This is a genomic window from Paenibacillus sp. FSL H7-0716, from assembly GCF_038002705.1.
Taxonomy (GTDB): Bacteria; Bacillota; Bacilli; order Paenibacillales; family Paenibacillaceae; genus Paenibacillus_AQ; species Paenibacillus_AQ odorifer.
In genome coordinates, this window is record NZ_JBBODA010000002.1 from 36,586 (window position 1) to 50,509 (window position 13,924).

Annotated in this window: 18 protein-coding genes; 1 reads left to right on the forward strand and 17 read right to left on the reverse strand. The window is 46.3% G+C overall.

The genetic code is table 11. The features are described from left to right. Positions 1 to 88 precede the first annotated feature (88 nt). Genes MHH60_RS02995 through MHH60_RS03035 form a run of 9 tightly spaced genes read right to left on the reverse strand, consistent with a single transcriptional unit; the run spans position 89 to position 6,510 of the window. Positions 89 to 889: a biotin--[acetyl-CoA-carboxylase] ligase gene (locus MHH60_RS02995; RefSeq protein ID WP_076134671.1), complete on the reverse strand. Its 801-nt coding sequence runs from the start codon at positions 887 to 889 to the stop codon at positions 89 to 91. Further along, a complete protein-coding gene (locus MHH60_RS03000) occupies positions 879 to 2,303 on the reverse strand; it encodes a CCA tRNA nucleotidyltransferase (RefSeq protein ID WP_256715095.1) in 1,425 nt (474 codons plus the stop codon). Before MHH60_RS03000 ends, MHH60_RS02995 begins: the two co-directional genes overlap by 11 nt. Beyond that, on the reverse strand, positions 2,239 to 3,399 hold the full coding sequence (bshA, locus tag MHH60_RS03005) for an N-acetyl-alpha-D-glucosaminyl L-malate synthase BshA (protein ID WP_036676278.1): 1,161 nt from the start codon (positions 3,397 to 3,399) through the stop codon (positions 2,239 to 2,241). Before bshA ends, MHH60_RS03000 begins: the two co-directional genes overlap by 65 nt. A gap of 46 nt (positions 3,400 to 3,445) precedes the next feature. Continuing rightward, complete coding sequence (locus tag MHH60_RS03010) at positions 3,446 to 3,589, reverse strand: hypothetical protein (RefSeq protein WP_179088887.1); 144 nt, start codon at positions 3,587 to 3,589, stop codon at positions 3,446 to 3,448. A 45-nt stretch (positions 3,590 to 3,634) separates the two neighbouring features. Next, positions 3,635 to 4,327, reverse strand: a complete 693-nt coding sequence (gene bshB1, locus MHH60_RS03015; protein ID WP_076127533.1) for a bacillithiol biosynthesis deacetylase BshB1 — start codon at positions 4,325 to 4,327, stop codon at positions 3,635 to 3,637. Next, on the reverse strand, positions 4,324 to 4,746 hold the full coding sequence (gene mgsA, locus MHH60_RS03020; protein WP_036676275.1) for a methylglyoxal synthase: 423 nt from the start codon (positions 4,744 to 4,746) through the stop codon (positions 4,324 to 4,326). The genes bshB1 and mgsA overlap by 4 nt, the downstream gene beginning before the upstream one ends. A 15-nt stretch (positions 4,747 to 4,761) precedes the next feature. After that, positions 4,762 to 5,565, reverse strand: coding sequence for a 4-hydroxy-tetrahydrodipicolinate reductase (gene dapB / locus MHH60_RS03025; protein ID WP_036676273.1), 804 nt, complete (start codon positions 5,563 to 5,565; stop codon positions 4,762 to 4,764). Between the two features lie 34 nt (positions 5,566 to 5,599). Continuing rightward, positions 5,600 to 6,121, reverse strand: a complete 522-nt coding sequence (locus MHH60_RS03030) for a tetratricopeptide repeat protein (protein ID WP_036676272.1) — start codon at positions 6,119 to 6,121, stop codon at positions 5,600 to 5,602. A gap of 59 nt (positions 6,122 to 6,180) precedes the next feature. After that, positions 6,181 to 6,510: a nucleotide pyrophosphohydrolase gene (locus tag MHH60_RS03035; RefSeq protein WP_036676271.1), complete on the reverse strand. Its 330-nt coding sequence runs from the start codon at positions 6,508 to 6,510 to the stop codon at positions 6,181 to 6,183. Positions 6,511 to 6,677: 167 nt separating this feature from the next. Here MHH60_RS03035 and MHH60_RS03040 point away from each other — a divergent pair, with 167 nt between their 5' ends. Next, on the forward strand, positions 6,678 to 7,547 hold the full coding sequence (locus MHH60_RS03040) for a YitT family protein (RefSeq protein WP_036676270.1): 870 nt from the start codon (positions 6,678 to 6,680) through the stop codon (positions 7,545 to 7,547). A 60-nt stretch (positions 7,548 to 7,607) separates the two neighbouring features. Here MHH60_RS03040 and MHH60_RS03045 read toward each other — a convergent pair whose 3' ends face one another. The 8 genes from MHH60_RS03045 to MHH60_RS03080 all read right to left on the reverse strand — a co-directional run bounded on the left by MHH60_RS03045 (position 7,608) and on the right by MHH60_RS03080 (position 13,892). Next, a complete protein-coding gene (locus tag MHH60_RS03045) occupies positions 7,608 to 8,510 on the reverse strand; it encodes a sporulation protein YpjB (protein WP_081388948.1) in 903 nt (300 codons plus the stop codon). A gap of 159 nt (positions 8,511 to 8,669) precedes the next feature. Beyond that, the gene (locus MHH60_RS03050) at positions 8,670 to 9,317 is read right to left on the reverse strand and encodes a DUF1405 domain-containing protein (protein ID WP_076134673.1); all 648 of its coding nucleotides are present in this window, start codon (positions 9,315 to 9,317) and stop codon (positions 8,670 to 8,672) included. 91 nt (positions 9,318 to 9,408) lie between these two features. Then, entirely contained in the window at positions 9,409 to 10,281 is an 873-nt protein-coding gene (locus tag MHH60_RS03055) for a menaquinol-cytochrome c reductase cytochrome b/c subunit (RefSeq protein ID WP_076134674.1), read from the reverse strand. Between the two features lie 26 nt (positions 10,282 to 10,307). Next, positions 10,308 to 10,979: a menaquinol-cytochrome c reductase cytochrome b subunit gene (gene qcrB / locus MHH60_RS03060; RefSeq protein ID WP_036676266.1), complete on the reverse strand. Its 672-nt coding sequence runs from the start codon at positions 10,977 to 10,979 to the stop codon at positions 10,308 to 10,310. 5 nt (positions 10,980 to 10,984) lie between these two features. Next, positions 10,985 to 11,539 carry a QcrA and Rieske domain-containing protein gene (locus tag MHH60_RS03065; RefSeq protein WP_076134675.1) on the reverse strand — a complete coding sequence of 185 codons (555 nt, stop codon included), beginning with the start codon at positions 11,537 to 11,539 and terminating at the stop codon, positions 10,985 to 10,987. Positions 11,540 to 11,778: 239 nt separating this feature from the next. Continuing rightward, complete coding sequence (locus MHH60_RS03070) at positions 11,779 to 12,198, reverse strand: DUF2487 family protein (protein WP_076134676.1); 420 nt, start codon at positions 12,196 to 12,198, stop codon at positions 11,779 to 11,781. Positions 12,199 to 12,382: 184 nt separating this feature from the next. After that, a complete protein-coding gene (locus MHH60_RS03075; RefSeq protein ID WP_036676261.1) occupies positions 12,383 to 12,562 on the reverse strand; it encodes an IDEAL domain-containing protein in 180 nt (59 codons plus the stop codon). 244 nt (positions 12,563 to 12,806) lie between these two features. Continuing rightward, positions 12,807 to 13,892 carry a hypothetical protein gene (locus MHH60_RS03080; RefSeq protein ID WP_076134677.1) on the reverse strand — a complete coding sequence of 362 codons (1,086 nt, stop codon included), beginning with the start codon at positions 13,890 to 13,892 and terminating at the stop codon, positions 12,807 to 12,809. Between the last annotated feature and the right edge of the window lie 32 nt (positions 13,893 to 13,924).

Sequence of the window (13,924 nt, forward strand, 5' to 3'; positions counted from 1 at the left end):
CGCCTCCGACCCATAGTATAACAAAAAAAGCTCGGAATTACACGAAAAAAATATGACAAGGGATGATACCCTTGTCATATAAAAAATATTATAAAAGTTCAATCTCGCCTGAGCATACGTTAGAGATCTCTCCCAAGCTGTTTTTAAGCAGCAGACCACCTATTTCATCCAAACCTACTACCACACCTTCAGAACGCCCCTGAGGGCTATTCAGTGCGATCTGGCGACCCAAAGTCACTGACATGGACTCCCAGAGCTCTTTGATGGGTTTAAAACCTTGCTTCATGTACAAATTGTAATGCATCTCCAGCTCGTCCAAAACCGCTTTTACCAGCTCAGAACGGTCAACTGGAGCACCTCCCCGCTCGATCCGAAGTGAAGTCGCGACCTCCTGCAGATGACCAGGATAATCTTCCTCTGTCAGGTTCGCGGAAATGCCAATTCCAGCAATACAATAATGAAGCTCCCCTTCTCTTAGAGAAGATTCGAGTAAAATCCCGCAAATCTTACGACCGCCTGCGAGCAGATCATTCGGCCATTTGATGCCGGCATCTACACCCGTTACCCGTCGAATTGCCTTACAGACGGCAACCCCAGCCAGCAATGTCAGTTGTGGAGTCTCCGACAAGGGTAATTGGGGCCGTAACACAATACTCATCCAAATGCCCTTGCCACGGGGAGAAAACCACTTTCTTCCCATTCGGCCTCGGGCACCCGTCTGTTCCTCCGCGATGACAGTTGTCCCTTCCGGCGCGCCGTTTTCGGCTAAAAACTTAGCTTCTTCTTGAGTGGACACCACAGTTTCCAGCAACTGAATGTCGCCTACCCAATTCGAAGCGGAGGTCTCTCGCTTCAGCTCAGTTAGCGACAGCGCTTTATCAACGCTCATGTCCATCCATCCTTTTTGCTTCAAGCAGCAATAATTGTTTATCGTTAGGTAAATCACCTGAAGCGACCGCTTGCAGGAGTCCATTTAACATTTTGCCTAGCCATGGTCCCGGACGTTTGTCCAAAGCCTCCACCAGCTCATGGCCTGTAATCTCAAGCTCTGAAAGGCTGGTTAGCGGCATTTGAGCGATCCATTCTCTTGCCGCTTGTACATTTACAGCGGCAGGTGAGGTTGAGGCCTCTGACGATTCCACGACGGAAAAGACAGAAGAGGCCGCAGTGGGAAGAGTAGGTGCGGCGGCTGGCAGGATCGCCAGCAGCGAGAGCCACCCTTCGGCGGCTTCCACGCCGAAGGCCAGCACCGCGGCGATCCATTGCCGCCGCAGACCTTCCATGCCGCCCGTACCCGGCGGCATGGCCTCTATCGCAGCGGTCCAAGCTTCGCGGACCCGCAGCACCTGGACGACGCCGCTCCGCGTCGTCCCCGAGAACGTCCATGCCCGCAGCAGCACATCGGCCTCTTGGGCCGACTGCTTCAGGGCATGGAGGAGAAGCGCCCACCGCAGGCGGGCGCTCTCCAGTTCCCCGATCCCGGCCGTTAAGGCGGCAGCAGCCGCCATATCGGTTCCGGTCCAGGGGAACGGGGCTTTGCCGCGCGCCAGCAGCTCGCAGCGCGCTAGCATGCCGAGGCCGCGCAGAGGATGCGGCCCCTCGACGATGCGGTCCAGCTCCGCGCGGACACGCTCCACAGCAATATGCGCCAGCTTATCCCGCTGGCGCATCAGGCCCCTCCACGTGTTCTTCGCGATGGAGAAATCCAGCACCGATGCAAAACGAATGCAGCGAAGCATGCGAAGCGCATCTTCGTCAAACCGCTCCTCCGCATCGCCTACACAGCGAATCACCTGCAGCTGTAGATCCTTCTCACCCTCAAAAGGATCAATAAGTTCCCCATTTAATCCACAGCAAATCGCGTTGATCGTGAAATCACGACGACGAAGATCCTCCTTCACATCGTTGACGAAAAAAACATGCTCAGGACGACGATGGTCTACATAACCACTCTCTGTCCGGTATGTCGTCACTTCAAACCCACAACCATCCTGTATCACGGTGACCGTACCATGAGCTAATCCTGTTGGCACACTGCGCGCAAAGATAGCTATCACTTCCTCTGGCAGTGCTGAGGTTGTAATATCCATATCATGCACTGGCCTACCCAATAGCTCATCGCGAATACATCCTCCAACCCAATAAGCCTCGTGGCCATTTTGGGTTAACTCGGAAATTACAATCTCCGCTGCAATTGCCATCGCAGAAGGTGCCATTGTCCATTCCATATATGACTCCTTACCCCCGAACTGGGTCCAGTCCAAGTACCTTGCGCCCCAGCACCCGGTAATAAATATCTTCATATTGTTTCGTTATTGAATCCTTACAGAAATCTTTGCAGGCTGTTTGTAAACAAGCTTCTCTGAACTGTTGCACCATACGTTCATCCGACAGGAGCTTAACTGCATATTTAGCCATAGCCGTTGTATCGCCAATCGGTGCAAGGAATCCAGTCTTCCCATGCTCTATAAGCTCAGGAATGCCTCCGGTTTGCGAGCCAATCGTCGGTACGCCACAAGCCATTGCTTCCAGAGCAACCAGACCAAAGCTTTCCTTCTCGGAAGGTAGCAGAAGCAGATCAGCTAAAGAGATCACCTGAGCGATTTCATCCTGCCTTCCCAGAAAACGAACTTTATCTTCCAGACCCATTTCGCTAATTTTGGCTTGAATTTTGGGAAGATCCGGACCTTCACCTACAAGCAGGAGGCGTGAAGGCAGTTCACGATTCACTTTGGCAAATACGTCAACAACATCGCTGACTCTTTTTACAGGACGGAAGTTACTGATATGCATCAGAATCTTCTCATCAGGCGCTGCGAAATCTCCCCGCAGATCCGTTACATCACGCGGATAATAAACCCGATGATCCACAAAGTTATAAGTGAGATCAATGTCGCGGGTAATATCGAGTACGTCCCGTGTTTCTCTAATAAGATCCTGAGAGACCGCCGTAACGGCATCACTTTCATTAATCCCCAGACGAATCAAATCTTTAAGCGATTCATCCTGACCAAGCACCGTTATATCCGTACCATGCAAAGTCGTTACAACCTTCATATCGTTCCCTAGCATTTGCTTTGCAAGGAAAGCACACACTGCGTGTGGCACTGCATAGTGGACATGGAGAAGATCCAGATTTTGCATTTTGGCAACCTGAGCCATCTTCGTAGCAAGCGCTAGATCGTACGGGGGATAGCGGAATACATAATAATCGTTTACTTCTACCTCATGGTAAAAAATATTTTTCTGAAACGTTCCCAACCGGAACGGGATACTATGTGTAATAAAATGAACTTCATGACCCTTCTCGGCCAAGAGTTTACCTAATTCAGTCGCAACTACGCCTGAACCGCCAAGAGACGGATAACAGGTAATTCCTATTTTTAGCATACGATCCATCTTCCTGTCTCCTTCTTCTCCAGTATTGATTCGTGTAATGAATCATCTATTGTTTGTCGGCCGCTTTCAAAAAAGCGAAAGCGAACACCGTTTCTTTCAAAATCACACAGGACTTCATTTCTCTAAGCTGTTCAAAAAAAGCTCTCAGGAGCGCATTGGCGTTAATTCCAAGCGCTCCTGGATCAATCATAATCAGCTTATTATATTATCATACAAACTTCGTTATATCCGTTCCTTAAGTAAACAATTCCACCGTATGAGGTACCTTGGTTGCAAACCCTTCTGCATAAGGAATCAGTCTGCGCTGGCCAAGCAGCATATCTCTCGAACGGACTCGTTCAATGTAGCCTTCCGTTAACGGTGTGGATACAGTATCCGCACCCGGAGGTTTGGTGAACTGGGAGCGATAGCAGGACAATGCCTGCTCCTTCAAGCCATATTGTTCAGTAACATCAACAATAAGATCGGTACGTCCTAAATCATTGATAAAATAGAAGTACAGCTGTGGAGCAGGAATTGCCGGCTTGTCCGGCATATATTTACGTAGCTTGGCATTAAAAACAGCCTCTTCCACCAGCTTGCTACAGGCGATATGATCGGGATGACGATCCTCCCAATAAGGAGCAAAAACTATTGTAGGAGAAAAGCGGCGAATTTCAGCAGTCACAGCCGCCACATGCTCTGCTGTAATAAAAAGCCCTCTATCTGGCAGACCCAGGTTTGTCCGCACGGATGCTCCGAGAAGGTCTGCAGCTTGCTGCGCTTCTTGCTTGCGAAGTTCTACTGTACCGTTCGATGACATTTCCGCGGCTGTTAAATCACAAAGTCCCACCTTAAGTCCCGCAGCGGTATGCTTTGCAATTGTTCCTGCCATACCAATCTCAGCATCATCTGCATGCGCACCAAATACAAGAATGTCCAGCTTCATTCATCAACACCTGGTTTGTATTTGTGAACCAGTGCACGCCAAGCAAAATCACCACGATCAATCGCCTTCACAAGAACCTCCGCTGTGGCAATATTCGTAGCTACCGGTATTCCGTATACGTCACATAGACGAAGCAGTGCTGAAATATCAGGTTCGTGTGGCTGCGCCATTAATGGATCACGCATGAAAATAATAAGATCCAGTTCATCCTGTGCTACCATTGCACCGATTTGCTGATCTCCACCTAATGGACCAGACATGTAACGATGAATTTTTAAGTTAGTTACATCCATAATCCGTTGGCCAGTAGTCCCTGTAGAAAAAAGTTCATGACCTTCAAATACATGTTCATAAGCTAATACAAAATTTACGATTTCATCTTTTTTACGATCGTGGGCAATAAATGCGATCTTTAACATGGTGTTCTCTCCTGTCTATTCTATAAAGTGCTCGAATCCATAGATCAAGCCTGTATATCCCATTACCTTTTCAATACCCATCTTAACGCCTGGCATATATCCTGCACGCTCATAAGAATCATGGCGAATCTTCAAGGATTGTCCGAATCCACCAAAAATCACTTCTTCTTGAGCAAACACACCAGGAAGACGGACACTATGTATCCGGAATCCGTTATAGTAACCACCACGGGCACCTTCAATGGTTTCTTCCTCTTTAGGATTACCTTGACGAAGTTCCTCACGAACTTCCGAAATCATTTCTGCGGTTTTGACCGCAGTTCCGGATGGAGCATCCAGTTTCTGGTCACCATGATACTCTATAATTTCCAGATGCGGGAAGTACTTTGAAGCTTGTGCCGCAAATTTCATCAATAGAATAGCTCCAATGGAGAAATTCGGAGCAATAAGTCCGCCGATTCCCTGTTCTTGACACTGCTTGTCCAGTTCCACCATCTGCTCCGGCGTGAATCCGGTTGTACCGATAACCGGACGCACTCCGTACTTAATAGCTAGCGCTGTATTCGTATACGCTGACTGCGGTGTAGTGAAATCCACAAGGACATCTCCGTTGCTTCCCGCGAGGGCGGCCTCAAGATCAGAAGTTACAATAACGCCTGAGTCTTCCAGACCTACCAGACGCCCTGCATCAATATCGCCCGAAGAACGATCTACTGCTGCTGCTAACTCCAGCTCTTCGTCCTGCAATACAAGTTTAACAACCTCTTTACCCATTCTTCCGCCTGCGCCGGATACAACGACCCTGATCTTGTTATTCATATTTTTTCCATCCTCGCTCTCACTAGTTATATAGTTATTGCATATACGATTGTATGGATTTCTGAAGGTCTCTCATCAATTCCCGCAAGCCAGAATCATCCGGATGTAACGAAATCACTTCTTTTAAGGCAGTCATAGCCTGTAAATGTTCATTCACTCGGCTATGCGCGATAGCAAGCCATACATAAGCATCCCCATATAATGGATCAAGGGTAATCGCCTCTTTGAGCAGTGTAATCGGATGATAAGGGTTGCGAGTTTTGTTGTCTTCATCTTCTATCAACCGTTTGGCTTCCTGTACATGCATCATAGCCTGCAAATGCTGCAGATGCAGACTATACTCAGGTTTGCTGGTGTCCAGCTTTACAGCAGCCTGAGCATGAACTAAAGCTTTATCTAGCATACCACTGCGGGCATACGTTATGGAACAACGATATCTAACCTCGGCATCAGCAGGGCTTGCTGCAATTGCAGACTCGAAGCAAACAATAGCTTCGGCAAAGTCACTGCGCAATATCGAGCGGTAGGCCTCTCTTACATAATCCTTATGATCCATATACACACCATCCTCACGGCTAAATCCCGTTCGTTTGGTACAGCATATGTTATAGAGGCCTAATCGGTGTCTTTCGGTGTCCAACGTCCCGCATCACGGGTATTAAATTTATGCATTACCTTATTATGCGCTTCCGTCAGGTCTATCCCTAGAGAATTTGCAAAACAAACGGTAATAAACAGAATATCTCCCAGTTCAAGTTCAATAGAATTCTCAGCTTCATCAGACTTCTTAGGCTTCTCGCCGAACTCGTGATTAACCTCTCTAGCCAGTTCTCCGACTTCCTCGGACATGCGGGCCAGCATAGAGAGTGGACTGAAGTACCCTTCCTTAAACTGCGATATATAAGCGTCTACTTCACGCTGTATGTCACCAAGACTTTTGTCCATAAAATGTAACTTCTCCCCCTCTGTATATCTTGCCTTCTGTTTGCCCCTATGTTATCGTAAAGACGTTTTGAAGACAATCTTTTTTGAATATTTTAACACACGCAAGAAAAGGTATACTTATTATAGGAAAAGAAAAACTGCCTACAAAAGGCCTAACGAGGGATTTCATGAATTCAAAAAAGGTAATTACAATCAGCAAAACAGTCGCTCCCATCTTGCTCGGAGCCGCAGTATATGCCTTCGGGCTACTGTATTTCATCATTCCTAATCAGTTGATGGAAGGCGGCGTAACCGGGATCACACTTCTCCTTAATTATGCCTTTAGTATTCCCATCTTTTTATCCACACTGCTGATCAATCTTCCTTTGTTTCTGTTGGGCTGGAAAGTTCTAGGCGGGCGGCAAATTGTGTATACAGGTGTAGGGATTGGAGCGTTGACCTTTTTCCTGTGGGTTTTCGAACGAATGATTACTGCGGGATGGATTATCCCCTTCAGTACCGAACACGACTTTATTCTTGCGGCACTGTACGCAGGAGTAACGCTTGGAACGGGGCTTGGACTTGTATTCCGTTTTGGGGGTACAACAGGTGGTGTTGATATTGTCGCAAGAATTCTGGGACGGAATTTTGGTTGGAGCATGGGGCAGATTATTTTGGCCATCGACATTATTATTATTGGCTCTTCCATCCTCTACATTCCTAAAGAAAAAATACTTTACACACTCGTCGCAGTTTTTATCTCATCACGAGTTATAGATTTTATCCAAGAAGGTGCCTATGCTGCCAAGGCATTTACGATTATCAGTGATGATGCACCGCAAATTGCCGATCTGATTACAGCCGAAATGGACCGTGGTGTAACCCTCATCCCTGCCATTGGTGCTTATTCCAAGCAAGCCAAATATATGGTGTACTGTGTAGTCTCAAGGCAAGAAATCCGCCGGCTAAGTCTGCTGGTCAAATCCGTTGATCCACGCGCCTTCGTAATTATTAGCGATGTACACGACGTACATGGAGAAGGCTTTCGAGAAACCTAAATAAAAAGGAGTGTAGGCCATTTCAAGCCCACACTCCTTTTTATCGCTTATAATTTCACTTTACGGAATCGGCTTCCAATTCTGATTCTGACCACGGTACTTGCGATAGGCTACATAGGCTAACGCAGCTATAATGAAGCTTGCGGCTAACCCTCCCCAAATCCCAAATTCTTGCGATGCCAGCGGCAAGGACAAAGCAGGTTCATCCTTCTCTTTTCCAAACATCACTCTTACCGTATCCTGACCATAAGATACAATTTCAAGCAGGCGGGTACGCTCAACCTTTTGTGAGGACGAAGGAATGCCTGCCGCATATGAGAGCCAGGAATCAAAAGCATTCACAACCTCAGGCTGGCGGGAGACAATCACTGCCGGCCGGATGTTATCATACCTGCCCTGCAGTCTTTCCAGAGCTGTTTTCCAGCCCGCCAAATCATTTGCAACCGCACTTTGCTCCATCGCATTTAGATCCTCACGAATCAATTTGTAGTACTGAAGCCAAATAGGCTGCCGCGGATGATTAAGACTGTTGGCGGCTAGACGTAGCTTGGCGGCTGCCGCTTCCCATTGCTGTGAATTTATTTTTGCGCCTGCCACGGTAGCCTTCAGGTCCATAATGACCCCTGACAATGCATTAATACCCTCCACAGAGGTCATTCCTTCAAAGGATGAGGACACAAAGATCTTGGAGATCGCTTCCGTCTCCTGTCGGACCTTCATTACATCCCCTTCCAAAACATACCCATACAATGCCTCAGCGGCTTGTTCCAGCTGCTGCGCTCCAGTCTTTCCGCTCATTGTTGCCAAACCGTCGCCCGAACTAACGTCGGCGCTTTGCTTCGAAGCTTTGCCAGACCCTTCACCAGCATCCCCTAGCGCTGCTGAAGCCTTTACAACATCCATACTGGACAATAGCCAGCAGAATACTAGAACAACCACTACATAATATCTCCCGCGGAGCATGAGACATCCCCCTCCTACTTAAGAAGAAACGACGTTCGTTGTCGTCTTTTAAAGACGATATTCGTTTCTCGTAAAATTATAAGGATAAAGCATAGTATAAAACTTATACTTCTTATAATTCTAAATGTATGGCAGGGGGACAAGGGATAGAACTGCTTACTAACGTCTATTCTTGAACTGATAGATTGACTCTACCGGTCTTTGTCTTCTACTAAACAACCAAGCAGCTGCAACACTAAGCAGCGTAAGCGCCATTGTAAAGTACTGTACCTGTATAACATAATCGTCCAAAACAGAAGGTAACCACGGATAGATTCCGTAAGAATAATCCAGCATATCGTTGGCGAGTGTCCAAAGCAGGGCTAATGGAATCATTTTGCGGAAAGAAAAAAACCTTGCATAAATCAATGCCTCAACTGCCATCCCCGTATGGGAGATTACCAGCATCCAATCTTTCCAAACCAAAACATCACCGTGATAACCCCCGGCAAAAATAATGCTCACTGCCCATATCCCGTACTTCACTGACGTAACAACCGCCAAAGCCTCAATAAGTTCCCTTACATTGTTTCCTGTGTAGCTTTTCGGAGGGAAGAGCATCAGCAACAGAGCCAAGGTAAAAAACAAACTTGCGGTTGGGCTATCCGGAACAAATGGAAGCAGCCAGTGTGGATAATTAGCCGCAGTGAACTCCAGTTGATTGCCATACCATATGTAACCATAAATTGTACCCAGGAAATTTACGATAAATAACAACCAGATAATTCCCCGGTTCTTAAACAGTTTGTTAAACCAATGAACTGGCATACAGATTATTAACCTCCCCAAGTAATGGCACTTTGCATTTAGACATACAAAAACCTGACCGCATGCACGATCAGGTTGCGTTATCATTATTTTACTGTTCGCTTTTTTGTTTGGCAAGCCAGCCGGCCAAGGTATCGATATCCGCTTCTGATAGACCCGCTCCCAAGGCGGTATCGTACATTTTCGGCATCTGCCCTTGACCCTCTTTTATAATGGTAAGGATTGCTTCTTTGTCATGGGTGTCCCCAACTCCACGAAGAGAAGGCCCGCCCGCCCCTTTCAAATCCGCTGCGTGGCAGGAGATACAAGTGGCTTGCTTGAAGAGCCCCATAGCAGGATCATCCTTGTCCACAATCGCTACTTCTTTTGGCTTAACGGCACTGGAGGTTGGAAGACCCTTTGCCCTGTTCTCCGCCGCCTTTTCTTCCCGTTGAACATCTTCAGGAATCTGACCCGTTTCAGCCATTTCATGTTTGTATTCAGTCCAGGCTGTATTGGTCAAATAAACAATTGCTGCAAGCGACAAGAACATTAAAGATGAAGCAATCGGCCTACGGTAAAAGCGACGCTCTCTACCCGTATCCAGAAAAGGAGCCAACAGAAGTGAACCAAAAGCCACACCAGTAACTCCTAGTGTACCCAGAACGATATAATCACCCGAAGCATATGGGAGCTTCAAATACTGATAGAGGAACAAGAAATACCAGTCAGGAATCGGGATAACCGTAGCACTAGCATTTGCTGGAAACCCCAGCGGAGCTGGCTCTGAAATAGTAAGTACTAATATTCCTACGAGTACAACGACTCCGACCATCCATTCCTTCAGTAGAAAGTTAGGGATAAAGGCTTCCGATTTGCCGGGGTAAGCTGTGTAGTCCGGAGGTGTGATAAATCCGTTCCCTCTGCGAACTCTGGAATCACCGACATATACAACCTTTTCCTTAGAATTGTTTCCATGCGCCATCCGTATTCCTCCTCTCTCAGATTATCTTACAACGGTCCGGAAATCCCTTGTCTGCGGATCATAATAAAGTGTCCTACGAGCAGACTAAGAAGCACCGCTGGGAGGAAAAATACATGTAATGCGAAGAAACGAGTTAAGGTTTCGGCACCAACAATCGTTCCACCTTGCATCAGTTCCTTCAGCACCGGCCCCATCACTGGAACAGAATTGGCTATTTCAAGAGTTACCTTTGTTGCGAAATAAGCTTTATTATCCCAAGGCAACAAGTAACCTGTTAAACCAAGTCCCAACATTACGAAGAAAATCAGCATTCCAACTACCCAGTTCATCTCGCGTGGCGCTTTGTAAGAGCCTGTAAAGAAGACGCGCATCGTATGAAGGAACATCATAACAATTACTAGACTTGCGCCCCAGTGATGCATCCCGCGGACAATCTGTCCAAATGCAACACTTGTCTGCAAGTACTCAACACTAGCATAAGCATTAATAATGTCCGGAACATAATACATCGTTAAGAACATACCTGATAAAATCTGAATGACAGTAATAAAAAAGGTCAGTCCGCCAAAGCAATACACGAACGCAGAGAAATGATGGGCCGGATTAACATGCTCAGGAACCTCGTGATCGGCCACGTCTCTCCAAATCGGCGTAACATCCAGACGTTCGTCAATCCAGTTATAGACATTTTTAAACATCAGAACTACGCCTCCTCACGAGCTACTGTATTTGGCACAATGTCTCCCAAAAGCACCCACCCGTTATCGAATTTCGTTTTATACTGGTCAAGCGGCTTAGGAGCAACTTCAAGATTTTTGCCAAGCTTTGTATAACGTGCACCATGACAAGGGCAGTGATATTCGTCCGGATGAGCTTTATCGTTGTTCCACCCGACCGTACATCCCAAATGTTTACAAATCGGTGAAAGCGCATAAATATCACCCTTTGCGTCTTTCCGGATCCACGCAGTGAGTGTCGCTGTACTGTCGTACCATCCGTCCTTCTGTTTCAATTCAAAAGTAAATTCCTGGGGCTCTTCGGTGATTTTGCTTATCTCAGCAACCTTGATAAAATCTCCAGCACCCTTCTTATGTAATATCGGATCCACGACAAAACGGACCATGGGGAGAATCATACCCGCCCCCATAAAAGCAGTAGCGCCACCAAGTGTGTAGGTCAAAAATTGCCTGCGCGACATCTCATTACGGCTGGGTGGTTGTTCAGGCCATGTCTCCTGTTGTTCATTATGGCTGCTCATACTGTTATATAACCCCCTTCTCAAGATATAAGAAAGTATCTGTGGTGTCCGATCAGAGATGTCTCAATATAAATAATCCGTTTTCAAATCTTTTCAATGAAATACATCACATACCATTTGGATTCAACCTAATAATAGCTTAGGCTCCAAAACCCGTCAAGAATATTGTCTAATTTGTGACAGGCCAAAAAGCGATTTCAACCTATAATTGTTGATTTTCTGTCACATTTATAAGGAGATCACCGCCGCCACATGTCTTGAATTTTCATACTAATTTCACTGTAATTCTTCCCTTCCTGAGTAGCCTCAATGATAGGCAGAGAGAGAACTAAATCGCTTTCATAGATTTGGCTTTCTTGGAGAGGTACATCCGCTGTCAACACCACTACATGCTGGAAACCACTGGATTTGACTTTTTGACAAATCTCATTTATTAAATTCACATAGCCCTCTCCAGCGTACTGAATGGCTGGGTAAGTCACGATCCGCCCCTTGAACGGTATTTCCACCATATCCATGAAATTACGTAATCTTTCGAGTGCCTGAACGGTCTCAGGAGGACTCTCCAGTCCCCTCAATCCTGTAAAAGGAATGAGACATGTATCATAGAATTTTCGATTTTCTTCCCAAGTGTCCACTTCAAAATCGCTGAATTTCATTCCCATTCATCTCCCTATGTATAATTGTTAATTTTACCGGTCTTTCGCAGAACTTCCTGAAGTTATAGAACCCATTATATTGAAGGAGGAGGAGGAACGTCCAGATTTAGATTTTTTATTTTCGTCCGATTAAGCAAATTGAGTAGACTATAAGCAAAAAAAGAAATGCGCTAAGCGCATTTCTTTATGCCAAACTTTTAAGTTCCTCAGTAAGATTTCGGAAAGCCATCTCATCTCCGGTAGCCAGCGCCGTGTCAATCTCACGGTGCAAGATGTCGGAGCGACGCTTTCGCAGCGCTTCATCCCACACCATTTCTGCCGCAAGTCCTAGCATCACTTCATACGTAGCCTTCATTTTGTCCATTCGATACACCTCCGCTGTTTAAGAGATCCTTTTTTCTTGTTATTTGATATTTTGATATTCATCAAGATGATTATGTTTTCGGTTTCAAGAGAATCGGCACCTACTAAAGCATATTCATCAATCCTGTCTTCGTTCTACATATTCGCCCATTCCGCTCAATACTTCCTCTATTGTACCCATCAGCAACAATAACGGATTCCTACTTCTGCATATGTAATCCCCATAAGCATTCATACGCGCACCTCTACCGAAGATACTTAGGCACGGCTGTCTCTATCCCCCATGGTGTCATCATCACAGCGAGTCCACCAGAAGTCTCACCCAGTTTAAGCATGCCTAGGTGCACCATCATCCGTATTATACGTTGCTCTAGAATAGAAGCAGCACTGTCATAATAAAACGGTTTAATTAGCCACCCCACACCATCCACTAAAGAAGGTACTGTCACCCAATTACCGGCGCTGATGCTTACCCAATACACAAGTGAAGGTAGATTTGGCACAGCCCCTTTATATAGTCTTAACCAAAAAGAGAATATCTGCATCAACGAATCACATTTTCCATCGTTTAACACAGCCTCACCGGTCGCAGTAAGCCTTAGCCGGAAGCCTTCCTCAGAGATCCAGCGGCGGTGACGAATATAGTCATACAAAAGCGCAAATCTTGGAGGATAATGCTCACAAGCTCTCCCATAACCAAACCTCCAACCGCCTTTGCTAAGAAGCTCCTCCGGAATATGAAGCGCGTTCATCACACCTTGCTGATATCGCCTATACATTGCCCCTTCCTGATTCAGTTCTGGCTCATTGTCCTTAATATATCTCAGCAGCATTACCAGATCACTGATCATTAATTCTCCTTCACTGCGATACATCACAGGTTCAGGGCTAGTTGCGACACTCTCTTTGATATGTGCACTCATCGTCTCCCGAAAACGCTCTTTTAAATCTTTGGGTACCTGGTACAAATATCTGGTCTGCTGTGAGGAACCACTAAAGAGCCAGCCTCCACTTTTGAAGCGAGAGACCATCTCCCGGAAACCTCCAGTTTTTCCTTCAGGTGCATCAAAAGACGCTTGCCTTGCTACAGCCAACAAATCTTCAAGACTAAAGTAGGTGCGTTCATCAAAAAGCAATGTATTCAAAAACCGTAAATCCTCCGGAGCGCATTCCCGGATATGAGACTCCATAAAACTTCTGCTTCCAAGCATAATCAAAATACTTTGGATCAAGTCGTGTTTGGAATTCTGTTTGCATTCACACCGGTAGCGGCCCGCTATGGCGGTCAGCTGTCCAATATCTGCATAAGTAAGCATATCCGCCAGATTCATGTTTTATCGCCTCACCGTTTTACTACCATTAT

What these genes read in the sequence shown, in the direction of transcription:
- MHH60_RS03075 (WP_036676261.1), bottom strand. Translation starts at nt 12,562, where the DNA reads ATGGACAAAATGAAGGCTACGTATGAAGTGATGCTAGGACTTGCGGCA.
- bshA (WP_036676278.1), bottom strand. Translation starts at nt 3,399, where the DNA reads ATGGATCGTATGCTAAAAATAGGAATTACCTGTTATCCGTCTCTTGGC.
- MHH60_RS03045 (WP_081388948.1), bottom strand. Translation starts at nt 8,510, where the DNA reads ATGCTCCGCGGGAGATATTATGTAGTGGTTGTTCTAGTATTCTGCTGG.
- MHH60_RS03010 (WP_179088887.1), bottom strand. Translation starts at nt 3,589, where the DNA reads ATGATTGATCCAGGAGCGCTTGGAATTAACGCCAATGCGCTCCTGAGA.
- MHH60_RS03065 (WP_076134675.1), bottom strand. Translation starts at nt 11,539, where the DNA reads ATGAGCAGCCATAATGAACAACAGGAGACATGGCCTGAACAACCACCC.
- qcrB (WP_036676266.1), bottom strand. Translation starts at nt 10,979, where the DNA reads ATGTTTAAAAATGTCTATAACTGGATTGACGAACGTCTGGATGTTACG.
- MHH60_RS03040 (WP_036676270.1), top strand. Translation starts at nt 6,678, where the DNA reads ATGAATTCAAAAAAGGTAATTACAATCAGCAAAACAGTCGCTCCCATC.
- dapB (WP_036676273.1), bottom strand. Translation starts at nt 5,565, where the DNA reads ATGAATAACAAGATCAGGGTCGTTGTATCCGGCGCAGGCGGAAGAATG.
- mgsA (WP_036676275.1), bottom strand. Translation starts at nt 4,746, where the DNA reads ATGTTAAAGATCGCATTTATTGCCCACGATCGTAAAAAAGATGAAATC.
- MHH60_RS03035 (WP_036676271.1), bottom strand. Translation starts at nt 6,510, where the DNA reads ATGGACAAAAGTCTTGGTGACATACAGCGTGAAGTAGACGCTTATATA.
- MHH60_RS03080 (WP_076134677.1), bottom strand. Translation starts at nt 13,892, where the DNA reads ATGAATCTGGCGGATATGCTTACTTATGCAGATATTGGACAGCTGACC.
- MHH60_RS03070 (WP_076134676.1), bottom strand. Translation starts at nt 12,198, where the DNA reads ATGAAATTCAGCGATTTTGAAGTGGACACTTGGGAAGAAAATCGAAAA.
- MHH60_RS03050 (WP_076134673.1), bottom strand. Translation starts at nt 9,317, where the DNA reads ATGCCAGTTCATTGGTTTAACAAACTGTTTAAGAACCGGGGAATTATC.
- MHH60_RS03055 (WP_076134674.1), bottom strand. Translation starts at nt 10,281, where the DNA reads ATGGCGCATGGAAACAATTCTAAGGAAAAGGTTGTATATGTCGGTGAT.
- bshB1 (WP_076127533.1), bottom strand. Translation starts at nt 4,327, where the DNA reads ATGAAGCTGGACATTCTTGTATTTGGTGCGCATGCAGATGATGCTGAG.
- MHH60_RS02995 (WP_076134671.1), bottom strand. Translation starts at nt 889, where the DNA reads ATGAGCGTTGATAAAGCGCTGTCGCTAACTGAGCTGAAGCGAGAGACC.
- MHH60_RS03000 (WP_256715095.1), bottom strand. Translation starts at nt 2,303, where the DNA reads ATGAAGATATTTATTACCGGGTGCTGGGGCGCAAGGTACTTGGACTGG.
- MHH60_RS03030 (WP_036676272.1), bottom strand. Translation starts at nt 6,121, where the DNA reads ATGGATCATAAGGATTATGTAAGAGAGGCCTACCGCTCGATATTGCGC.